Origin of the sequence: Paractinoplanes globisporus DSM 43857, assembly GCF_000379645.1 — a bacterium.
GTDB lineage: Bacteria > Actinomycetota > Actinomycetes > Mycobacteriales > Micromonosporaceae > Actinoplanes > Actinoplanes globisporus.
Map to the genome: position 1 here is coordinate 16,948 of NZ_KB903302.1, position 23,798 is coordinate 40,745.

The following is a 23,798-nucleotide window of genomic DNA, read 5'->3' on the forward strand; positions in this document are numbered from 1 at the left end:
GGCCGTGGTCTCGATCCAGGAGAACAACCACTTCGCGATCGTTTCCCTGCGCGACAGGAAGGTCGTCCGGCACTTCGATGCCGGCGCCGTGACCGTGTCCGGTGTGGACACCCGCGACGACGACCAGATCGTCCTGGACGGGACAATCACCGCGAAGCGGGAGCCGGACGGGGTCGCCTGGCTCTCCGACGAGCTGTTCGCGAGCGCCAACGAGGGCGACTACGAGGGCGGCTCGCGCGGCTGGAGCATCTTCGACCGCAACGGCCGCGTCGTCTGGGACGCCGGCAACACGCTCGAGCACATCGCCGTCGAGCACGGCCTCTACCCGGACAAGCGGTCGGACGCCAAGGGCATCGAGCCGGAGAACGTGGCCTTCGCCCGGTTCAACGGCGTGCCGTACGTCTTCGTCAACTCCGAGCGCGGCAACTTCACCGCCGTGTACGACGTGTCGAACCCGCGCTCGCCGAAGTTCCGGCAGCTGCTGCTGACCGCGGCCGGCCCCGAGGGCGTCGTGGCGGTGCCGTCGCGCGGCCTGGTCATCGTTTCCAGCGAGACCGACGACCCCGACAACAACCTGCGCGGCGCGGTCGGCATCTACGGCATCGGTCACGGGCTGTTCCCGTCGATCGTGTCGAAGGACTTGATCCCGTGGGGCACGCTCTCCTCGCTGTCGGCCGTGCCCGGCAAGCCCTCGCAGCTGGTGGCGTCGACCGACGCCGCCTACGTGCCCACCCGCATCCTCACCATCGACACCTCGTCGGCGCCCGCCACGATTTTCAAGCAGCTCACCGTGACCAAGGACGGCAAGCCGGTCGGGTACGACGCCGAGGGTCTCGTCGCACGCACGGGCGGCGGCTACTGGATCGCGTCCGAGGGCTCGGCCGGCACGCCGAACCTACTTGTCCGCCTGGACTCGGCGGGCGCCGTACGGCAGGAGATCCCGCTGCCGGCGGACATCGCGGCGGCGGTCACCACCAACGGATACGAGGGTGTCGCCGAGTCTGGCGGCTATGTCTGGGTGGCCATCCAGCGTTCGCTCAAGACCGACCCGCAGACGATCAACCGGATCGGCCGCTACAACCCGCGGACCGGCGAGTGGTCGTGGCTGGGCTACCCGGTTGACACCGCGCCGCTGGGCTGGTCGGGCCTCTCCGAGCTGGTCGCCGTCGACGGCAACACGTTCGCGGTGATCGAGCGGGACAACCAGCGCGGCCCGCAGGCGTCGATCAAGAAGATCTACGAGTTCGACGTCCCGGCGACCTGGACCGGCTTCCCGACGGTCAAGAAGCGCCTGGTCAAGGACCTGCTGCCGATCCTGAAGTCGGACCACGGCTGGGTGCAGGACAAGGTGGAGGGTCTCGCGGTCGCGGGCAACGGTCAGACGTACGCGGTGACCGACAACGACGCGATCGACGACGCCACCGGCGAGACGCTGTTCCTGCGTCTCGGCCGCCTGCTCTGACGTCCGCTGACACGGCGCCGGCGAATTTGTCAGCGCCGTGTCAGCGGTCCGGCGCAGGATGACTCCCGTCACGACATCCATGACGGGAGTTTGATCATGACGAACGCGATCGTCGCCGAGGGGCTGGTCAAGCGCTTCGGCGACACGACCGCCCTCGGTGGCGTCGATCTTGCCGTACGGGAGGGGACCGTCCTCGGCCTGCTCGGGCCGAACGGCGCCGGCAAGACCACCGCGGTGCGGGTGCTGGCCACGCTGATGCGCCCCGACGCCGGGCACGCCACGGTCGGCGGCTACGACGTGGTGAAGCAGGCGCATCAGGTCCGCAGCCTGATCGGCCTCACCGGACAGTACGCGTCGGTCGACGAGACCCTCACCGGCGCCGAGAACCTGCTGCTGATCGGCCGCCTGCTCGGCATCTCCCGGCGCGACGCCAAGGCCCGCGCCCGCGAGCTGCTCGCCCGGTTCCACCTCGACGACGCCGCCGACCGGGCCGCCGGCAAGTACTCCGGCGGCATGCGGCGCCGGCTCGACCTCGCGGCCAGCCTGGTCGGCAATCCCCGGCTGCTCTACCTGGACGAGCCGACCACCGGCCTCGACCCGCGTAGCCGCAACGACATGTGGGACATCATCCGCGACCTGGTCGGCCAGGGCGTCACCGTGCTGCTGACGACGCAGTACCTGGACGAGGCCGACCAACTCGCCGACGAGATCGTGGTGATCGACCACGGCAAGGTGATCGCCACCGGTACGTCGGACGAGCTCAAGGCCCGCACCGGCGCGCAGACGGTGACGGTGCGCCCGGCCGCCGAGGACGACCGGGACGCGATCGCCGCGATCGTCGGCGGGATCGCCTCGGGGGCGGTCGACCTGCGCGGCCCGATCATCAGCGCCCCGGTCACCGACCCGGCCGCGCTGACCACGCTGGTACGCCGGCTCGACGAGAAGGGCCTGATCGTCGCCGAGCTCGCCCTGCGCAGCCCAAGCCTCGACGAGGTGTTCCTGACCCTGACCGGCCACCCGGCCTCGGACGACGAAGATCAGCTTGAGGGGAGCGTCGCATGACCACCACCGCCGCTTTCGAACCGCGCGTCAGTCCCACCGTGGCCGTGCGCAACACCCTCACGCTCGCCTGGCGAACGCTCGTGTCGATCAAGCACAACCCGTTCGAGCTGCTCGACTTCAGCGTCCAGCCGATCATGTTCCTGGTGCTCTTCACGTACGTCTTCGGCGGGGCCATCGCCGGCTCGACGTCGGAGTACCTGACGTTCGGGCTGCCCGGCATCATCGTGCAGAACCTGCTGTTCGCCACCCTCAACACCGGCGTCGGCCTGAACACCGACATCAACAAGGGCGTCTTCGACCGGCTCCGGTCGCTTCCGATCTCGCGGTGGTCGCCGCTGGCCGGCCGGATCGTGGCCGACGTCGTCAAGCAGGCCTGGGCGATCACGCTGCTGCTGGTCGTCGGCACGATCCTCGGCTTCCGGATCGGCACCGGTCCGGCCGAGGTGGCGCTCGCCTACGCGCTGCTGCTGGTCTTCGCGTTCGCCACGTCCTGGATGTCGGTGCTGGTCGCCATGCTGGTCAGCGAGCCGGAGAAGGTGCAGATCTTCGGCTTCGTGCTGCTGTTCCCGATCACCTTCGCCAGCAACGCGTTCGCGCCGACCGAGTCGATGCCGGGCTGGCTGCAGGCCTGGGTCAAGGTCAACCCGGTGACGATCCTCGCCGACGCGGTGCGCGGCCTGCTCAACGGCGGGCCGGTCGCCACGCCGGTGGTCCAGTCACTGATCTGGGCGGCCATCCTGCTGGTGGTCTTCGCCCCGCTCTCGGTCTGGGCCTTCCGCCGGCGGGTCTAGGCCCACGGCCGCCTCCAGACCAACGGCGTCCAGGGCCGTGGCCACGGTGACCCCGGCCGCCCGTCCGTACGCCGCCTCGAAGCCCGCGTCGCCCAGTGCGGCGCGGGCCTCGAGCGCTATCCGCTCGGCATCCGGCACCGTCCGGTCGAGCGAGCCGCGGGCCGCGTCGGCGGCGCCCAGCAGGTAGGCCGCCTTTTCCGGGTCGCCCTCGCGCAGCACCAGATCGGCCCAGCCGACCAGGGACATCGCCACCACCGGAGCGTCCCGGGAGCGTACGGCGATCCGCAGCGATTCGTCGTGGTAGCGGCGGGCCCGGGCCAGGTCGCCGGCCGCCGCCTCGATCAGGCCCTGCGTGTTGCGGGTCATCGAGCCGAACTGGGGCGCGAACGCGGGGTTCGACATCATCCCGGCCGAGCGGGTGATCATCTCGCGGGCCTCGTCGACGTCGCCCTGCAGCCGGGAGATCGTGGCGTAGCCGTAGTGCACCGAGGCCATCACCTCGGGCAGCCCGAGCTCCTCGGCCGTCTCCCGGGCCTGCTTCAGCACCCGCCGCGCCTCGTCCCGCTCGCCGGCCAGCCACAGCTGGTGGGCCATCTTCGCCTCCAGCTGCGGCAGGTCCTCCCGGATGCCCACCTCACGGATCATCGCGGCCGCCTCCCGCTGCCAGCGGACCGCCTGCACGAAGTCGCCCTCGGCCGCGGCCAGGTCGCCCAGCGCGCTCAGCGTGAAACCCATGCCCCAGCGCTCGCCGAGGGCTCGGAACCCGGCCATCGCCTCCCGCATGTCGGCCGCCGCGACCTCGCCGCTCTGTCCGAAGTTCAGCCGCAGGTGCGCGACGATCATCTTGGCGGCGGCGCGCAGCCACGCGTCCTGGTCCTCGAACAGCGGCTCGATCGCCAGGAAGCCGGCGTCCGGGTCGGGGTTGTCGAAGATGGCCGCGAGCGGCTGCAGCAGGCGCAGCGCGGGGTGCTTCGCGTCGGGGCCGGCGCCGTACTCCTCGGCCTTGAAGAAGTGCTCCTGCACCGCGGAGATCGGCAGCGCGCCCTCGAGGCCGTTGATCGCGGCGAAGGTGTGGGTCAGTGCGAGGTCTTCCGTGTCGGCGTCGCCCGGCATCGCGGCGACCTCGGCGGCCAGGCTCGCGCCCTCCATCCGGTGCCCGCGCAGCCACCAGTACCAGCCGAGCCGGGCCACGAACGCCGCGGCGGTGGGCCGGTCGCCGGCCTCGATGGCGGCCCGGATCGCGGCATGCAGGTTGTCGTGCTCCTCGGTGAGCCGGCGTAGCCAGACGAGCTGGTCGGCGGCGCGCAGTCGCGGCTCGGCCGCCTCGGCCAGCTCGATCAGATAGCGCGCCAGGGTCAGCCGGTGGGTCTCCGACTCGCCGGCCTCGGCCAGCCGTTCCAGGCCGTACTCCCGGATCGTCTCCAGCATCCGGTAGCGGCCGTCGGGGCCGAGCACCAGCAGCGACTTGTCGACGAGGGCGCCGAGCAGGTCGAGGTCGGCCGCGCAGACCTGCTCGACGGCGGTGACGTCGGCGCCGCCGTGGAACAGGGCGAACCGGCGCCACAGCCGCCGCTCGTCCTCGTCGAGCAGATCCCAGCTCCAGTCGACGACGGCCCGCAGCGTCTGGTGGCGGGGCAGGGCCGTGCGGCTGCCGCCGGTGAGCAGGCGGAACCGGTCGGCCAGGCGGTCGGCCAGGACCGCGACGGGCAGCGTGCGCAGGCGGGCCGCGGCCAGCTCGATCGCCAGCGGCATGCCGTCGAGCGCCCGGCAGATCCGCACCACGGCCTCGGCGTTGCCGTCCGTGAGCACAAAGGCCGCCGCGCGATCGAGCAACAGGCGTACGGACGGAAATGCGGAAGCGGTGGCAGCATCGGCACCCACCGGGGGGAGAGCCAGCGGCTCGACCGCGAAAATCCGCTCGCCCGGGATGCCCAGCGGCTCGCGGCTGGTGGTCAGCAGCCGAAGCCTCGGCGCGGCCCGCAACAGCGCGTCGGCGACCTCGGCCGCGGCGGCGATCAGGTGCTCGCAGTTGTCGAGAATCAGAAGCATCTCGCGGCCGGAGAGAGCCTCGCTCAGCCGGGTGAGCGGCGGCGCGGACTCGGGCATGGTGGCCAGCGACGTCGGCCGGGCGATCAGCACCTGGGCCCGCAGCCGCAGCGCGCCGAGGATGGCCTGCGGTATCTCGGCCGGATCGGTCACCGGGGCCAGCTCGACCCGCCAGACCTCGCCGGACTCCTTGCCGCCGACCTCCACCGAGAGCCGGGTCTTGCCGCTGCCGCCCGGCCCGGCCAGCGTGACCAGCCGGTTGTCGTCGATGAGCGCGCGCACGTGGCGAACGTCGGACTCGCGGCCCACGAAGCTGCTGACCTCGGCCGGAAGGTTGCCGCGGGGTGCGGGCTCGCGCAGCAGCTCGAGGTGGATCGCGCCGACCTCGGCCGACGGATCGACGCCCAGCTCGTCGGCGAGCCGCCGGCGCAGAGCCTCGTAGATCTCCAGCGCCCGCCCCGGGTTGCCCTGGTCGCGGAGGGCGCGCATGAGCAGGCCGGTGAGCGGCTCGTCGAGCGGGTGGGCGGCGACCAGGCCCTCCAGCTCGGGGACGACGTCGCGGTGGCCGATCTGCCCGGCCAGGCTCTTGCGCTGGGCGGCGAGGTGCAGTTCCTCCAGCCGCCGGGCGTCGGCCCGCGCGTTCTCGGGGAATTCGAGGGGCCCGCGCCAGAGCTTGAGGGCCTCGCCCGGGTTCTCCTCGACGAGCCGGATGAAACGGACGGCGTCGACCCGGTCGGGGTGGATCACCAGCCGATAGCCGTTGGCCGTGGACTCGACCGTCAGCTCGGGCGCCGCCCGGCGCAGTCTCGAGACCAGCGCCTGCAGCGCGTTCCCGGCCGCCTGCGGCGGCTCCTCACCCCAGACGCCGTCGATCAGCCGCTCGGCGGACACGTTGCGGTTGGCGTCGAGCGCGAGCAACAGCAGGAGGGTACGCAGGCGCGCGCCCGCGACCGGCACGGCCCGACCGCCCCCGCCGCGAAGCTCAACCGGCCCGAGCACCGCGATGTCCACCCGTACGATTCTGCCCTTCCCCGCAACCGGGAATCGTCAGCTACCCCTGCGGCCCGCCCTCTTCTTCTCGGCGGCGACCTCACGCTCGACGGTCCGCAGCGGGTGGGGGTCGAGCCCGGCCGGGATGAGCCGGCCGCGCAGCGACGCCGCCTGGGCGGCCCAGCCCTGGCTCGCGCCCGCGACTTCGTCGAGCCGGGCGTACGCGTCGAGCGCGTCGAGTTCATGCCAGGCCAGCCGGTGCCGGACGGCGATCCGGTGAGCCGTGTCGGCGGCGTCCCGGCCGACTTCGAGGTGGGCGCGGTCGCCGCCGGCGGCCCGGTCGGCGTGGATGTGGGCGCGAGCGGTCTGCGCCGCGGCTTGAGCCGGGGCGAGCTTGCGCGGGCCGGCGAGGGCGAGCGCCTCGGCGACATGGCGATCGGCCACGTCCAGGTCGCCGGCGACGCGGGCACAGTTCGCGAGCAACGGCAGGGTGTCGGCCAGCTCGGCCAGATAATCTCCGTCCCGGAACACGGCGGCCGCGTCGGCCACCTTCGCGGCGGCGGTTTTCGGATCGCCGGCGGCCAGGTCGAGGGCGCCGAGCAGCCGTACGCAACGGGCCTGATTGGCGCCCCACCCGTATTGCGCGCAGACGGCGTGGTTGCGCTCGGTCAGCGTTCGGGCCGAGTCGAGCCGGCCGGTACGGACGAGCAGGTCCGCCCACCAGACCCCCCGGATGGAGTACAGGTGGTCGCCCTCGGTGTCGTCGGCGTACTCGATGCGGTCGGCTGAGAGGAACTGCTGTTCGGCGAGTTGGGTGTCGCCGGCCAGCGCCAGCGCTTTTCCCCAGTACGTGGCGGCATCCCGTACCTCTTCGCGATCGTCGGCCTGCATGGCCGCGGCGGCGGCCTGTTCGCCCGCGCGCAGTGCCGCGTCGATGTCGCCGAGGTCGCACAAGCAGTTGGTCAGGTTCTGCAGATCGCTGGCGAGACTCTTGTGGTCATCCGTCTCATGATCGATCGCGATGGCGTCGTTCATGTACTCCTGGGCGGTCACCAGGTCCCCGCCGATGGCCGAATACAGACCGACGGCGGTCAGATGCCAGCTCAGGCGCCGGAGGCCGAGGCTGCTGACGCAGGCGTCGCGGCGATCCTCGGTGAGCACGAAGGCCATGCTGGACCGGTATCCGAGCTGGGCGGCCGGCAGGGACCGCCACACCCGCCCGTCGTTGGTGCGGTCACTGAGCAGTTCGTCGGCGGCCCGCCATTGACCCGCGGCGATGAGCAGCTCGGCGGCCTCGACCACGCGCAGCCCGTCCTCGCGGTTGTCGATCTGCCCGTCGGGAAGGTCCGTGAGCGTGGCATCGGCGGCGACCTCGGCGGCGCCCAGGGCCAACGGCCGGAACGTGTCGCGGACCAGCGGGTGCGCGGAGAGGGTGCCGTCCGGATGCCAGGACAGCAGTCCGGCCAGCCGATCACGGGCCGCCGCCCCGACCTGGCCGGCGGTCCAACCGTCCAGATGACCGCCGAACGCCTCGTGTCCGGCCACGGTCAGTACCGCGGTCGGCGGGATCGGCCGGGCGAACAACGCCACGACCGAGACCAGGTATCGGTCGGACTCGGTCAGCCGGGTCGCGTAGAAGGTGAGCACCTTGGCGACGCGCACGTTGGTTCCCGCGGCCGTGGTGAGATCGGATCTCAGTCCGGCCAGATCGGCGGTGGGCGGACGGTTGGCCAGCACCGCGCCGAGGGCGGCGACGGCGAGGGCGTGCCCGTCCACCCGGGCCACAAGATCCTGCCGTTCATGCTCGGGCAGCCAGCCGCCACCGGCCGCGGCGAGCAGCTCGGCGCCCTCGGCCGGGGTGAACGGCGGGACGTCCAGCATCCGGGCCTCGGTCCCGTCGAAGCCCTCCAGGTCGGCGAACGGGAATCGGGAGGTCAGCACCACCAGTCCGCCGTGCCGGATGCGGCAGGCTCCGGTGAGCACCTCACGCAGTGTGCCGTCCAACAGTCGCCCGAACTCGCCGTGGCCCGGGCCCTCCTGAGCGACCTCGAGCCCGTCGAGCACCAACACGAGCGGGACCTTCGCCAGCAACCCCAGCACCGCCGCGCCGAGCCGGCCCTGCTTCACCCGTACGCCGAACTTGTCCCGGGCCCACGCGAGCAAGGATTCGGCCCAGCTTTCGGCCGAGGCGTTGGCGTAGAAGCTCCATCCGAACACCCCGCGCACGCCCGGTTTGGCCGTCGACGCATCCGGCTGCTCGAGCCAGGCCGTGACCAGCGCGGTCTTGCCGGCCCCGCCCCAGGCGGTCACCCCGATCAGGCGTACGGCCGGATCGGCGGCCCACCGGGACAGCCGCGCCAACTCCTCGGCGCGGCCGGTGAAGTTCGGCACCGGCTCGGCGGGCGGCGTCCACGATGCCGGCATCTCCGCATCGGCCGCCGGCTCCGGGCGGGCGACCGGCCGGTCCTGAACCGCCGGGAAGTGCGGGTCGGCCAGATCGGCGAGCAGGGCCGGTAGGGCCGTGTGGTCGTTGCCGCGGGCCGGGTAGAAGATCGCCTGGGCGCCGTAGCCGATCTCCGCGCGGTCGGCCAGCACACCCGGGTCGTTGTCGGCCGCGTCGGGGTTCCACGGGAGGATCGCGATGTGCCGTGGCGCCGCGCCCGGGCTCAGCTCGGTGCCCGACGCCTGGGCGACCTCGCGCAGGATGGCCGCGATGCGCTGGTCGGCGAAGCTGAACCCGATCCACACCAGGTGGCCGGCGTCGACCGTCGCCGACAGGACGCGGGCCAGCTTGCCGGTGTAGGCCCGCCGGTACTCGGTACCGGCCAGCACCATCGAGTCGGGCTGGTTGTGGCGGCCGTGGGCGAACAGGACCGGCAGCTCGCCGTCGCCGAAGATGTCGCCGGTTCGCCAGCGGTCCAGGCCGTCCTGGTCGGTCCAGGACATGAAGCCGGTGCCGACGGCGTCGGGGCGTACCCGGTTGCGGGCGTCGACGATGCCGGGGTCGTAGTTCGTGGTGATGACGGCCTTGAACGCGCACCGGCACACCAGCTCCTGCACCGGCGTCCAGGTGCGGCCCGAGACCGGGTCGCGGCGGACCCGGAAGGCTTCGCGCAGCGCCTCGCGGAACTTGGGCGGGCCCAGGCGACGGCGGAGGACCTCGACGACCTCCTCGGGTGACTGCGCGGCGAGCGCCCGGCAGGTCGCGGCCTCGGTCTCGCTCAGCCGGGGCGCGGCCGCGTCCACCAGCTCGCCGATCAGGCCCTCCCACAACGGATACAGCGGGGCCGAGGCGCCCGCGCCGAGGAAGGCCACCGCCTCACCCGCCGCCAGGTACTCGCGAAGCGCCGCCAGGCCAGGAGCGTTCACCCGGGCGAGCGCGCGGGCCTGCTCCGGCTCCAGGCCCGACAGATACTCGTCCATCACGAATCCTTGTCGTCGGCGGCCACCTGGCGTTCGACCGTGGCGAGGGGGTCGGGGTCGAGGCCGGCCGGGAGGAGGCGGGCGCGCATCGCGGCCGCGCGGGCCGCCCAGCCGCCCTTCATGCCGGTCACACTGTCCAGCCGGGCGTGCGCGTCGACGGCGTCCAGCTCGTGCCAGGCCAGGCGGTGCCGGATCGCCAGGCGGTACGCGGTGTCGGCGTCGTCGCGGGCCTTCTCGACGTACGACGGGTCGCCGGCGGCGATGCGGTCGGCGTGGATGCGGGCGCGGGCGGTCAGGGCCGAGGCCTGGGCCAGCACGAGCCCGCGCGGCCCGGCCAGGGTGAGCGTCTCCGCGATCTGGCGGTCGGCGGCGTCGAGATCCCCGGCGGCGCGGTCGCAGTCGGCAAGCACCGGCAGGGTCTCCGACAGCTCGACCAGGTGCTCCCCGTCCCGGAAGATGACCGCCGCCTTGTCGACCCGTTCGCGCGCTTCCGTGAGTTTCCCGTCGGCCAGGTCGAAGATGCCGAGCAGGCGTTCGCAGCGGGCCACGTCGGCGTTCCAGCCGTTCTGGAGGCAGACGGCGAGGTTGCGCTCGGTCAGCGCCCGGGCCAGCCGGACCCGCCCGGTACGGGCCAGCAGGTCGGCCCACCACGCGCCCCGGCGGGAGTACAGGTGCTTGCCGTCCGGGTCGGCGGCGTGCTCGATCCGGTCGGCGGCCAGGAACTGCTCCTCGGCCGCCGCGGTGTCCCCGGCCAGCATCAGCAACCGGCCCCGGAACGTCGCCGACTTCATCGTCTCGCTGCGGTCGTCGGTGTTCGTGGCCGCGAGGTCGGCCCGCTCGGCCGTCTCCAGCGCCCCGTCGATGTTGCCGAGCCGTCCGAGGCAGTCGGCCAGGTTGCGCAGCTCGGCGGCCAGGGCCGAGGCGTTCCCGGCGTTCCGGTAGTGGGTGGCGGCCGCGCTCAGGTACTCCCGGGCGGTCACCAGGTCGGCCCCGATCGACGCGAACAGGCCGACCTCGTTCATGAGCCAGGCGACCCGGTCCGGCGCGAGGTGCTGGCCGGCCGCCTCGCGGCGCTCCCGGGTGGCGACGAACGCCAGCGCGGCCCGCTGCCCGAGCCCGGCCGCGGGCAGGTACATCCACATGTACCCGTTGTCGGTGCGGCCGCTGTAGAGGTCGTCGGCGGCCTGCCACTGGCCCGCGGCGGTCAGCAGCTCGATGGCCTCGACCACCCGCAGGCCGTCCTCGCGGTTCGCGATCTTCCCGGCGGGCAGGCCGGTGAGCGTGGCGTCCGCGGCCACCTCGGCGGCGCCCAGCGCGAGTGGGCGGAACGTCTCGCGGACCAGCGGGTGCGCGGAGAGGGTGCCGTCCGGGTGCCAGGAGAGCAGCCCGGCCAGGCGGTCGCGGGCCGCCGCCTCCACGCCGCCGACGGTCCAGCCGTCCAGCCGGCCGCCGAACGCGTTGTGCCCGACCAGGCTCAGCACCGCGGCCGGGGTGACCGGCCGGGCGAACAATGCCACGGCCGCGACCAGGTAGCGGTCGGCCTCGGACAGCCGGGTGGCGTAGAAGTTGAGCACCTGGGCGACGCGGGCGTTGGTGCCGGCCGCGGTGGTCAGCTCGGAGCGGAGCCCGGCCAGGTCGGCGGTGGGCGGCCGGTCGGCGAGCACGGCGCCGAGGGCGGCCACGGCCAGCGCGTGCCCGTCCACCCCGGCCACCAGGTCCTGCCGCTCGCGCTCGGGCAGCCAGCCGCCGCCGGCCGCGGCGAGCAGCGTGGCGCCCTCGGCCGGGGTGAACGGCGGAACGTCGAGCATCCGGGCCGGACCGCCGTCGAAGCCCTCCACGTCGGCGAACGGGAATCGCGACGTCAGCACGACCAGGCCGCCGTGCTGGATGTGGCAGACGCCGGTGAGCACCTCGCGCAGCGTGCCGTCCAGCAGGCGCCCGAACTCGCCCTGGTCCGGGCCTTCCTGAGCAACTTCCAGACCATCCAGGACCAGGACCAGGGGTACGGCCGCCAGCAGGGTCAGCACCGCCGCGCTGGGCCGGCTGCGACCCACGACCCGAAGGCCGATCGCGTCGGCGGCCCAGTCGAGCAGGGCCTTGGCCCAGTGCTCGGCGGAGGCGTCGGCGTAGAAGCTCCACCCGAACACGCCTCGAACGCCGGGCCGGGCCGCCGCTCCACCGCGACGGTCGAGCCATTCGGTGACCAGGGCGGTCTTGCCGGCTCCGCCCCAGGCGGTGACGCCGATGAGGCGTACGGCCGGATCGGAGGCCCATCGGGCCAGCCGGGCCAGTTCCTCGACGCGTCCGGTGAAATGCGGCACCGGCTCGGCCGGCGGCATCCAGGACACCGGCATCGCCGCCTCGGCGGGCTTCGCGGCGGGCTTCGGGGTGGGCGGCTCGGCGACGGACGGAAAGCGCGGGTCGACCAGGTCGGCCAGCAGCGTCGCCAGCGCCGAGTGATCGTTGTCGGGCGCCGGGTAGAAGACGACCTGGGCGCCGTAGCCGATCTCGGCCCGCTGAGCCAGCACGCCCGGGTCGTTGTCGGGCGCGGACGGGTCCCACGGGAGGATCGCGATGTGCCGCGGCGCCGCGCCCGGGTCCAGCTCGGTGCCCGAGGCCTGGGCGACCTCCCGCAGGATGGCCGCGATCCGCTGGTCGGCGAAGCTGAAGCCGATCCACACCAGATGCCCGGCGTCCACCATCTGGGCGAGCACCCGCGCCAGTTTTCCGGTGTAGGCGCGGCGGTACTCGGTGCTGGCCAGGACCATCGCCTCGGGCTGGTTGTGCCGGCCGTGGGCGAACAGCACCGGCAGCTCGCCGTCGCCGAAGACATCCGCCGTACGCCATCGGTCCAGGGCGTCGGCGTCGGTCCAGGAGGTGAACCCGGTGCCGACCGCGTGCGGCCGCACCCGGTTGCGGGCGTCGACGATCCCCGGGTCGTAGTTGGTGGTGACCACGGCCTTGAAGGCGCACCGGCACACCAGTTCGTGAACCTCGGTCCAGGTACGCCCCGACTCCGGGTCCCGCCGCACCCGGAAGGCCTCGCGCAGCGCCTCGCGGAACTTCGGCGCCCCCAGCTGCCGGCGGAGGATCTCGACCACTTCCTCGGGCGCCTGCCCGGCCAGCGCGCGACACGTCGCCGCCTGCGCCTCGCTGAGCCGGGGCGCGGCCGCGTCGACCAGCTCGCCGATCAGTCCTGCCCACAGTGGATACAGCGGCGCCGACGCGCCCGCGCCCAGGAAGGCCACCGCGTCGCCGGCGGCCAGGTACTCCCGGAGCGCGGCCAGCCCGGGCCCGTTCACCCGGGCGAGCGCTTCTGACATGGACATACCCTCCCAGTCCGGCCGGTCCGGCCGCATCCCAGGTGCCGCCTCAGAACTCATCGGCTTGCACCTGACGCTCGACGGTGGTCAGAGGATCGGGGTCGAGGCCGTCGGGGAGGAGCCGGGTGCGCACCGCGGCGGCCCGGGCGGCCCAGCCGTGGTTGACGGCGGCGACCTGGTCGAGCCGCGCGTGCGCGTCCAGGGCGTCCAGCTCGTGCCAGGCCAGGCGGTGCCGGGCGGCGAGGCGGAGCGCGGTCTCGGCCGCGTCCCGGCCCGGTTCCAGGTGGGCGGGGTCGCCGCCGGCCGCCCGATCGGCGTGGATGCGGGCACGGACCGCCAGCGCCGCGGCCTGGGTCAGCACCAGCCCGCGGGGCGCGGCGAGCGTGAGCGCCTCGGCGACGTGCAGGTCGGCGGCCTCGAGATCCCCGGCGGCGCGGGCGCAGTCGGCGAGTACCGGCAGCGCGTCGGCCAGGTCGACCAGGTGCTCGCCGTCGCGGAGGATCGTCGCGGCCGAGGCCGCCTTCGCCCGGGCCGCGACCGCGTCGCCGGCGGCCAGGTCGAGGGAGGCGAGCAGCCGGTCGCAGCGGGCCACGTCGGCGTTCCAGTCGTTGCGGACACAGACGACGCGGCTGAGGTCGGTCAGCCTCCGGGCGGGCCCGGTCCGGCCGGTACGCATCAGGAACTCGCCCCACCGGAGCCCGTAGAACGAGTACAGGTGCTTGGTCGGGTCGTCCTCGTGCTGGATGCGGTCGGCCGACCGGAACCGTTCCTCGGTGGCCCGGGTGCTTCCGACCAGATCCAGCACCCAGCCCAGATAGACGGCCGTGTTCTTGAGCGACCGGCGGTCCCCGGTGCTGGTCGCAACGGCGACGGCCCGCTCGGCCGCCCGCATCGCGGCGTCGATATCGCCGAGATAGCCCAGGCAGTCGGCCAGGTTGCGCAGGTCGGTCGCGAGCCCGACCCGGTCGTCGGTGTCCTCGTCGTGGGCGATGGCGGCGTTCATGTACTCCCGCGCGATCGCCAGGTCCCCGCCGATCGAGGCGTGCAGGCCCACCTCGGACATGTACCAGCTGAGCCGGGGGCGTCCGAGCCGTTCGGCGCAGATCTCGCGGCGCGCCGGGGTGGCCACGAACATGGTCGCGGCCCGCTGCCCGAGGCGGGCCGCCGGCATCGAGGTCCAGACGTGCCCGTCCTCGGTGCGGTTGCGGTAGAGGTCGTCGGCGGCCTGCCACTGGTCGGCCGCGATCAGCAGCTCGACCGCCTCGACCACCCGCAGGGCGTCCTCGCGGTTGGCGACCGTCCCGTCGGGCACTTCGGTCAGGGTGGTGATCGCGGCGGTTTCGGCGGCGCCGAGGGCGAGCGGCCGGAAGGTGCCGCGGACCAGCGGATGCGCGGCCAGAGTGCCGTCGGGATGCCAGGAGAGCAGGCCGGACAGCCGGTCGCGGGCCGCCGCCTCGACCGTGCCGACGCTCCAGCCGTTCAACCGTCCGCCGAACGCGGCGTGGCCGACCACGGTCAGCACGGCAGCCGGGGTGACCGGATGAGCGAACAGGGCGACGGCGGCGACCAGGTAGCGGTCGGCCTCGGTCAGCCGGGTCGCGTAGAAGTTCAGCACCTTCGCGACGCGGGCGTTGGTTCCGGCCGCGGTGGCGAGGCTCGCCCTCAGACCGGCGAGGTCGGCGGTCGGCGGCCGGTCGGCGAGGACGGCGCCGAGGGCGGCCACGGCCAGGGCGTGCCCGTCGACCTGGGCCACCAGATCGTGCCGCTCGTTCTCGGGCAGCCAGCCACCGCCCGCGGCGGCCAGCAGGTCGGCGCCCTCGGCCGGGGTGAACGGCGGCACGTCCAGCATGCGGGCCGCGAGCCCGTCGAAACCCTCGACGTCGGCGAACGGAAACCGCGACGTCAGCACCACCAGCCCGCCGTGCCGGATCTGGCAGGCGCCGGTCAGCACCTCGCGCAGCGTGCCGTCCAGCAGCCGGCCGAACTCGCCCTGGTCGGGGCCCTCCTGGGCAACTTCCAGACCATCCAGGACCAACACCAGGGGTACGGCCGCCAGCAGGGTCAGCACCGCCGTGCCGGACCGGCCCTTCCCGACGATGCGCACCCGGAACTCGCGGCTCGCCCATGCGAGGAGCGCGTCGGCCCAGTTCTCGGCGGAGGCGTCGGCGTAGAAGCTCCACCCGAACACGCCGCGCACCCCCGGCCGGGCCGCCGCACCGCCCAGGCGATCGAGCCACTCGGTGACCAGGGCGGTCTTGCCCGCTCCGCCCCAGGCGGTGACCCCGATCAGGCGTACGGCGGGATCGGTTGCCCATCGCGAAAGCCGGGCCAACTCCTCGGCGCGGCCGGTGAAGTTCGGAACCGGATCGGCCGGCGGCATCCACGACACCGGCAACGCCGTCCCGGCCGACTCCGGGGCGGGCGGCTCGGCGACGGACGGAAAGCGCGGGTCGACCAGCTCGGACAGCAGCGTCGCCAGCGCCGAGTGGTCGTTGCCGGGCGCGGGATAGAAGACCACGCGGGCGCCGTACCCGATCTCCGCCCGCTGGGCCAGCACTCCGGCGTCGTTGCCGGCCGCGTCCGGGTCCCACGGCAGGATCGCGACGTGCCGCGGCGCCGCTCCCAGATCGGGCTGGGTGCCCGAGGCCAGGGCGACCTCCCGCAGGATGGCGGCGATCCGCTGGTCGGCGAAGCTGAACCCGATCCACACCAGATGCCCGGCGTCGACCATCGTGGACAGCACCCGCGACAGCTTGCCGGCGTACGCCTTCCGGTACTCGCTGCTGGCCAGCACCATCGCCTCGGGCTGCGTGTGCCGGCCGTGGACGAACAGGACCGGCAGCTCGCCGTCGCCGAAGACGTCCCCGGTGCGCCACCGGTCGAGGGAGACCTCGTCGGTCCACGACATGAACCCGGTGCCGACCGCGTTCGGGCGGACCCGGTTGCGGGCGTCGACGATGCCCGGGTCGTAGTTCGTCGTGAGGATCGCCTTGAAGGCGCTGCGGCACACGAGCTCGTGCACTTCTGTCCACGTACGGCCGGATTGTGGGTCTCGTCTGACCCGAAAGGCCTCGCGTAGCGCCTCGCGGAACTCCGGCGGGCCCAGCTGGCGGCGCAGGATCTCGACGACCTCCTCGGGCGCCTGGACGGCCAGGGCGCGGCAGGTGACCAGCTGCGCCGGGGTCAGCCGGTGCGCGGCCGCGTCGACCAGCTCGCCGATCAACCCCGCCCACAACGGATAGAGCGGCGCGGAGGCCCCGGCGCCGAGGAACGCCACCGCGTCGCCGGCGGCCAGGTGCCCGCGCAGCGCCTTCAGCCCGGGGGCGTTGACCTGGGCAAGGATCTGCGCCTGCTCCGGATCCACACCCGACAGGTAAGCGGCATCGGCGTCTGACATGGACCCACCCTGCCAGCATGATCAGTCGGGCGGCATCCCACGGATTGCCGAATCAGTCCGGTTCCTGGGCGTCCTCGGCCGCCTTCTCGGCGGCGACCTGACGCTCGACGGTGGCCGGCGGATCGGGGTCGAGGCCGGCCGGGACGAGCCGGGCCCGCAGCGCGGTGGCCCTCGCGGCCCAGCCCCGGTTGATGCCCGCGGCGCTGTCGAGCCGGGCGTGCGCGTCGAGCGCGTCGAGCTCGTACCAGGCCAGCCGGTGCCTTCGGGCGAGCCGGTGCGCGGTGTCGGCGGCGTCCCGGCCCGGCTCGAGATGCGCGGGGTCGCCGGCGGTGGCCCGGTCGGCATGGATCCGGGCGCGGACGATGAGCGCCGCGGCCTGGGCCGGGGCGAACCCGCGCGGGCCGGCCAGGTTGAGCGCCTCGGTGGCGTGCCGTTCGGCGGCGTCGAGATCGCCGTCGGCGCGCGCGCACTCGGCCAGCACCGGCAGCGTCTCGGCCAGATGCACCAGGTAGTCCGCGTCCCGGAAGGTGGCGGCGGCCGCGGCGACTCTCTCCAGCCCCTGCTCGGCGTCGCCGTCGGCCAGGTCGAGGGCGCCGAGCAGCTGGTCGCAGCGGGCGAGGTCGGCGTTCCAGCCGTTCCGGAGGCAGACGGCGCGGTTGCGCTCGGTCAGCGCCCGGGCCGGGCCGGTCCGGCTGGTGCGGGCCAGCAACTCGGCCCACCGCACGCCCCGGAACGAGTACAGGTGCTTGCCCTCGTAGTCGTCGGCGTGCTGGACGCGGTCGGCCGCCAGGAACTGCTCCTCGGCGGCCAGCGTCTCGCCGGCCAGCATCAACAGCCAGCCCCGGTACGCGGCGCCGTACATGATCTCGCCGCGGTCGCCGGCCCGGTCGGCCGCGGTTGCGGCGTGCTCGGCGGCCTGCAGCGCCGCGTCGATGTCACCGAGGAAGCCCAGGCACTCGGAGAGATTCCGCAGCTCGATCGCGAGGTACGCGTGGTTGCCGGTGTCCCGGTAATGCGCGGCGGCGGCGTTCAGGTACTCCCGGGCCGTGCCCAGGTCACCGCCGTTCACCGCGAACAGGCCGACCTCGTTCAGGTACCAGACGACCCGATCGTGGTCGAGGTGGATGGCGCACTCGATGCGCCGCTGCGGGGTGCCCACGAACGCCGACGCGGCCCGCTGCCCGAGCCGGGCAGCCGGCAGCGACAGCCACACGTCCCCGTCGCCGGTGCGCCGGCCGTAGAGGTCGTCGGCGGCCTGCCACTGGTCGGCCGCGATCAGCAGGTCGATGGCCTCGACCACCCGCAGCCCGTCCTCGCGGTTCGTGATCGTCCCGGCCGGCAGCCCGGTGAGCGTGGCGTCCGCGGCGATCTCGGCGGCGCCCAGCGCGAGCGGCCGGAAGGTGTCGCGGACCAGCGGGTGCGCGGCGAGTGTGCCGTCCGGGTGCCAGGAGAGCAGCCCGGCGAGCCGGTCACGGGCCGCCGCCTCGACCCGGCCCGGCGTCCACCCCTCCAGATGCCCGCGGAAGGCCTCGTGCCCCGACACGGTCAGCACCGCGGCCGGGGTGACCGGCCGGGCGAACAGGGCCACCGCCGCGACCAGGTAGCGGTCGGCCTCGGCCAGCCGGGTCGCGTAGAAGCTCAGGACCTTGGAGACGCGGGTGTTGGTGCCGGCCGCCTCGGCCAGCTCCGCGCGCAGGCCGGCCAGGTCGGCGGTGGGTGGGTGGTCGGCCAGCACCTTGCCCAGCGCGGCCACGGCCAGCGCGTGCCCGTCGACTCCGGCGACCAGCTCGCGCCGTTCCTTCTCGGGCAGCCAGCCACCGCCCGAGGCGGCGAGCAGGTCGGCGCCCTCGGTGGGGGTGAACGGTGGGACGTCCAGCATCCGGGCGGCGAGCCCGTCGAACCCCTCGACGTCGGCGAACGGGAATCGAGAGGTCAGCACCACGAGACCGCCGTGCGGGATCTGGCAGGCGCCGGTGAGGACCTCGCGCAGCGTGCCGTCCAGCAGCCGGCCGAACTCGCCCTCGTCCGGGCCTTCCTGCGCAACTTCCAAACCATCAAGGACCAGGACCAGGGGTACGGCGGACAGCAGGGTCAGCACGGCCGCGCCGAGACGGCCGTGACCGACGACGCGCATGCCGAGCTCGCGGCTCGCCCAGTCGAGGAGCGCCTCGGCCCAGTGCTCGGCGGAGGCGTCGGCGTAGAAGCTCCATCCGAACACGCCTCGTATGCCCGCCCGGGCCGCGGCGCCTCCCCGGCGGTCGAGCCATTCGGTGACCAGGGCGGTCTTGCCGGCTCCGCCCCAGGCGGTCACGCCGATCAGGCGTACGGCCGGATCGGAGGCCCATCGGGCCAGCCGGGCGAGTTCCTCGATGCGTCCGGTGAAATGCGGAACCGGCTCGGCGGGCGGCGTCCACGACACCGGCATCTCGGTGCCTTTTGTCTTCGGGGCGGGCGGCTCCGGTACCGACGGATATCGTGGGTCGACCAGGTCGGCCAGCAGTGTCGCCAGCGCCGAGTGATCGTTGCCCGGCGCCGGGTAGAAGATCACGTGGGCGCCGTAGCCGATCACCGCCCGCTGCGCCAGGAAGCCCGGGTCGTTGTCGGCCGTCTCCGGATCCCAGGGCAGAATCGCGATGTGCCGCGGCGCCGCTCCCGGGTCCACCCGCGTGCCGGAGGCCTGGGCGACCTCGCGCAGGATCGCCGCGATCCGCTGGTCGGCGAAGCTGAACCCGATCCACACCAGGTGCCCCGAGTCCACCATCGTCGCCAGCACGCGGGCGAGCTTGCCGGTGTAGGCGCGGCGGTACTCGGTGCTGGCCAGCACCATCGCCTCCGGCTGCGTGTGCCGCCCGTGCGCGAACAGCACCGGGAGCTCGCCGTCGCCGAAGACGTCGCCGGTCCGCCACCGATCCAGCGCGTCCTCGTCGGTCCACGACATGAACCCGGTACCCACCGCGTCGGGCCGCACCCGGTTCCGGGCGTCCACGATCCCGGGGTCGTAGTTGGTGGTCACCACGGCTTTGAAGGCACACCGGCACACCAATTCATGAACATCGGTCCACGTACGCCCCGACTCCGGGTCCCGCCGCACCCGGAACGTCTCCCGCAACGCCTCCCGAAACTCCGGCGCGCCGAGCTGCCGCCGCAGGATTTCGACGGCCTCCTCCGGCGCCTGCCCCGCCAGCGCCCGGACGGTGGCCGCCTCAGCCTCACTGAGCCGATGCGCCGCCGCGTCCACCAGCCCGCCGATCATCTGGGTCCACAACGGGTACAGCGGCGCCGACGCTCCCGCCCCGAGGAACGCCACCGCCTCCCCGGCCGCGAGATACCCGCGCAGAGCCTCCAGCCCCGGCCGGTTCACCCGGGCCAGGTCTTTGGCCCGCCCCGGCTCCAGCCCCGACAGATACCCGGCCCCGGCGTCCTCCGACATGGACCCACCCTGCCAGGGTGATCCACCCCACCGCATCCCACGGATTGCCGAATCGCCTACGGTTCCTCCCCGCCCGCGGCGCCGGCCTGCCGTTCGACGGTGCCCAGCGGGTCGGGGTCAAGGCCGGGCGGGATGAGCCGGGCGCGCAATGCCGTTGCCTTGGTGGCCCAGCCGCGATCGGTACTGGCGATGGTGTCCAGCTGCGCGTGTGCGTCCAAGGCGTCGAGCTGGTGCCAGGCCAGCCGATGCCCCACGGCGAGGCGAAGAGCGGCGTCAGCCGCGTCCCGGCCCGACTCGAGTTGAGCACGGTCGCCGGCGGCCGCGCGGTCGGCGTGGATATGGGCGCGGACGGTCAGCGCCGCGGCCTGAACCAGGACGAGCTTGCGGGGCCCGGAGATGGAGAGAGCCTCGTGGACGTGTCGTTCGGCGGCCTCAAGGTCGCCGTCGAGCCGGGCACAGTCGGCGAGCACCGGCAGCGTCTTGGCCAGGTCGACCAGGTAGTCGCCGCCCCGGAAGACGAACGCGGCCGCGGCCAGCCGCTCTCGGGCAGCGGCGGAGTCGCCGACTTCCAGATCAAGGGAGCCGAGCAGCCAGTCGCAACGGGCTAGATCGGAGTTCCAGCTGTTCCTGGCGCAGACTGCGCCGTTGTGCTCAGTCAGCTCCCGCGCCGGCCCGGTCCGCCCGGTCCGGGCCAGGAACGCAGCCCACTGAATCCCCCGAACCGAATAGAGGTGATTGCCCGTGTGGTTGTCGCCGTATTCGATGCGGTCGGCGGTCATGAACAGTTCGTCGGCCTGGTGCGTCTCTCCGGCCAACATCCGTACCCGTCCCTGAAAAGCCGCCGCCTCCTTGATCCTGTCGCGTCGCTCGGCGCGGACGGCTGCGTCGCCGGACCGCTTGGCCGCCTGCAGCGCCGCGTCGAGGTGACCGAGGTCGGATAGACAGTCGGCCGCGGTACCCAGGTCGTCTGCGAGACTTAGCGAGTCGTCGGTGGCCTCGTCGAGTTCGATGGCGGCGTTCAGGTATTCCTCGGCGGTTATCAGATCACCGCTGTAAGCCGCGTACAGGCCGACCTCGGTCAGGTGACAGCCGAGCCGGTATTCACCGAGGTGGCGGGCGCAGGCGTCGCGGCGTTCCGAAGTGGCCGTGAACGCCAACGAGGCCCGCTGCCCGAGTCGAGCGGCCGGCAGGTCCTGCCACACCTCGCCGTTGTGGCCGCGGCTGCGTATGAGGTCGTCAGCGGCAGCCCATTGATCGGCTGCGATCAGCAGCTCGACGGATTCCACGACGCGCAGCCCATCCTCGCGGCTAGTGATGGGGCCGGCGGGCAGGCCGACGAGGGTCGCCTCCGCGGCGACCTCGGCGGCGCCGAGCGCGAGCGGCCGAAAGGTGTCGCGGACCAGCGGGTGCGCGGATAGCGTGCCGTCCGGGTGCCAGGACAGCAGGCCGGTGAGCCGATGCTGGGCCACGGACTCCACCTGGCGGTCTGTCCAACCGTTGAGGCATCCGTCGAACGCCTCATGATCGGCCACGGCCAGCACCGCCGCCGGGGCGACCGGATGTGCGAAGAGCGCGACGGCGGCGACCAGGTAGCGGTCGGCCTGGGCGAGGCGGGTGGCGTAGAAGTTCAGGACCTTGGCCACGCGGGCGTTGGTGTTCGTCGCCGAGCCCAGTTCCGCGCGGAGGCGGGTCAGGTCGGCGGTCGGTGGTTGCTCGGCGAGGACCGCGCCGAGGGCGGCGACGGCAAGAGCGTGGCCATCGACCTCGGCCACCAGGTCTTGTCGTTCGGGCTCGGGGAGCCAGCCACCGCCGGATGCGGCGAGCAGCGTGGAGCCTTGGGCCGGGGTGAACGGTGGCACGTCCAGCATCCGGGCCGCGCCGCCGTCGTAGCCCTCGACGTCGGCGAACGGAAAGCGGGAGGTCAGCACGATGAGGCCCCGGTGGGTGAGGTGGCAGGCGCCGGCTAGCACCTCGCGCAGGGTGCCGTCGAGCAGCCGGCCGAACTCGACGCCCTCCGGTCCCTCCTGCGCCACCTCAAGACCATCCAGAAGCAGGACCAGGGGTACGGCCTCCAGCAAGTTCAGCACTGCGGCGCCGAGCCGGCCTCGACCGGCAACGCCCACGCCGAACTCGCGCGCTGCCCACTCGAGCAGAGCGGTGGCCCACTCCTCGGCCGAGGCGTTGGCGTAGAAGCTCCATCCGAACACCCCGCGCACTTCCGGTCGCGCGGCGGCGCCGCCCTGGCGGTCGAGCCACTCGGTGACCAGGGCGGTCTTGCCGGCGCCGCCCCAGGCGGTGACGCCGATCAGGCGTACCTCCGGATCGGCGGCCCACCGGGACAGCCGGGCGAGCTCCTCGGCGCGGCCGGTGAAGTGCGGCACCGGTTCCGCCGGAGGAATCCAGGTCGTGGGCATGCGCGGGGCGGCCGGGTGGGGCGGGGGCGTTTTCGGAGCCGCCTGGATGGCGGGGAAGCGGGCGTCGGCCAGATCGGTCAGCAGCGCGGCCAAGGCGGCGTGATCGTTGTTGGGGGCCGGATAGAACACGACGTTGGCGCCGTAGCCGATCTCGGCCCGCTCGGCCGTGATGGTCGGGTCGTTGTCGTCCTCGTCCGGGTCCCAGGGCAGGATCGCCACGTGCCGGGGCGCCGCGCCCGGATCGATCTGGGTGCCCGAGGCGTGCGCGACCTCGCGCAGGATCGTCGCGATGCGCTGGTCGGCGAAGCTGAAGCCGATCCACACCAGATGCCCGGCGTCGACCATCGCCGACAGCACCCGCGACAGCTTGCCGGCGTAGGCCCGGCGGTATTCCGTGCTGGCCAGCACCATGGCTTCCGGCTGGTTGTGCCGGCCGTGGGCGAAGAGCACGGGCAGCTCGTCGTCGCCGAAGATCTCGCCGGTCCGCCACCGGTCCAGCGCGTCCTCGTCGGTCCACGACATGAACCCGGTACCCACCGCGTTGGGCCGCACCCGGTTCCGCGCGTCCACGATCCCCGGGTCGTAGTTGGTGGTCACGACGGCCTTGAAGGCACACCGGCACACCAACTCCTGCACGCCGGTCCACGTACGCCCCGAAACCGGATCCCGCCGCACCCGGAAGGCCTCCCGCAACGCCTCCCGGAACTTGGGCGGCCCCAGCTGCCGCCGCAGGATCTCCACCACTTCCTCGGGCGCCTTCGCCGCGAGCGCCCGGCAGGTGGCCGCCTGGCTGGGGCTCAGCCGATGCGCCGCCGCGTCCACCAACTCACCGATCGCCGCCGACCAGAGTGGGTACAGCGGCGCCGATGCCCCCGCGCCCAGGAAGGCCACGGCCTCCCCGGCATCCAGGTAGCGGCGCAACGCCTTCAGCCCGGGCGCGTTGACCTGGGCGAGCATCTCCGCCTGCCCCGGCTCCAGCCCGGCGAGGTAGGCGGGGGCGGCGTCTGACATGGACTCACCCTGCCAGGGTGATCAGGCGGAGTGCATCCCACGGAATGCCGAATCATGCCGGGTAACACGAAACGGCGGCCACGCCTTGGGTGGCCGCCGTTCTTAGGTCTGGTATCAGACGTTGTAGTACATCTCGAACCAAACGCGGGGTAGCGGTCACCTGGGCATACACGCTGCAAATGGCGGTTGGCCTGCGGCGACGGTTGCTATTGATTGCCGTCGTTTCACACTGTCTTCCGGGCTGGGTTGGGCCAAGTCTGGGCCGGATGATCTTTACCCAAATCAGGGGCCCAAGAGGCTTCCCGTCGCGCGGGCGCAGCCCAATCGGGCCGGGTGGTCGGGGGCAAGCACGCTCCACCGCTTGCCCCCGGGCGCGCGGTCTGATTGCCTCCGGCGCGTGCCGGGAAGTCTCTTCCCTGAGTGCCCGCCGGAGGCATGCCCTGGGTGCG

General features: G+C 73.2%; 9 protein-coding genes. 3 read left to right on the top strand and 6 right to left on the bottom strand.

Annotated elements, in window-relative coordinates; all coding sequences use genetic code 11:
* Window positions 1-4: 4 nt before the first annotated feature.
* The 3 genes from A3CQ_RS53110 to A3CQ_RS0116455 all read left to right on the top strand — a co-directional run bounded on the left by A3CQ_RS53110 (window position 5) and on the right by A3CQ_RS0116455 (window position 3,315).
* The gene (locus tag A3CQ_RS53110) at window positions 5-1,462 is read left to right on the top strand and encodes an esterase-like activity of phytase family protein (RefSeq protein ID WP_020512037.1); all 1,458 of its coding nucleotides are present in this window, start codon (window positions 5-7) and stop codon (window positions 1,460-1,462) included.
* 96 nt (window positions 1,463-1,558) lie between these two features.
* The gene (locus A3CQ_RS0116450; RefSeq protein ID WP_020512038.1) at window positions 1,559-2,524 is read left to right on the top strand and encodes a daunorubicin resistance protein DrrA family ABC transporter ATP-binding protein; all 966 of its coding nucleotides are present in this window, start codon (window positions 1,559-1,561) and stop codon (window positions 2,522-2,524) included.
* The gene (locus A3CQ_RS0116455; protein ID WP_020512039.1) at window positions 2,521-3,315 is read left to right on the top strand and encodes an ABC transporter permease; all 795 of its coding nucleotides are present in this window, start codon (window positions 2,521-2,523) and stop codon (window positions 3,313-3,315) included. Before A3CQ_RS0116450 ends, A3CQ_RS0116455 begins: the two co-directional genes overlap by 4 nt.
* Here the strand turns inward: A3CQ_RS0116455 and A3CQ_RS0116460 are convergent.
* Genes A3CQ_RS0116460 through A3CQ_RS0116485 form a run of 6 tightly spaced genes read right to left on the bottom strand, consistent with a single transcriptional unit; the run spans window position 3,241 to window position 23,349 of the window.
* Complete coding sequence (locus A3CQ_RS0116460; RefSeq protein WP_020512040.1) at window positions 3,241-6,372, bottom strand: ATP-binding protein; 3,132 nt, start codon at window positions 6,370-6,372, stop codon at window positions 3,241-3,243. The genes A3CQ_RS0116455 and A3CQ_RS0116460 overlap by 75 nt on opposite strands.
* A 36-nt stretch (window positions 6,373-6,408) precedes the next feature.
* A complete protein-coding gene (locus A3CQ_RS0116465; protein WP_020512041.1) occupies window positions 6,409-9,774 on the bottom strand; it encodes an SIR2 family NAD-dependent protein deacylase in 3,366 nt (1,121 codons plus the stop codon).
* Entirely contained in the window at window positions 9,774-13,133 is a 3,360-nt protein-coding gene (locus A3CQ_RS0116470) for an SIR2 family protein (protein ID WP_020512042.1), read from the bottom strand. The genes A3CQ_RS0116465 and A3CQ_RS0116470 overlap by 1 nt, the downstream gene beginning before the upstream one ends.
* A 13-nt stretch (window positions 13,134-13,146) precedes the next feature.
* On the bottom strand, window positions 13,147-16,494 hold the full coding sequence (locus tag A3CQ_RS0116475; protein WP_020512043.1) for an SIR2 family NAD-dependent protein deacylase: 3,348 nt from the start codon (window positions 16,492-16,494) through the stop codon (window positions 13,147-13,149).
* Between the two features lie 52 nt (window positions 16,495-16,546).
* Window positions 16,547-19,924, bottom strand: a complete 3,378-nt coding sequence (locus A3CQ_RS0116480; RefSeq protein ID WP_020512044.1) for an SIR2 family NAD-dependent protein deacylase — start codon at window positions 19,922-19,924, stop codon at window positions 16,547-16,549.
* Between the two features lie 56 nt (window positions 19,925-19,980).
* A complete protein-coding gene (locus A3CQ_RS0116485; protein WP_020512045.1) occupies window positions 19,981-23,349 on the bottom strand; it encodes an SIR2 family NAD-dependent protein deacylase in 3,369 nt (1,122 codons plus the stop codon).
* Window positions 23,350-23,798 lie beyond the last annotated feature (449 nt).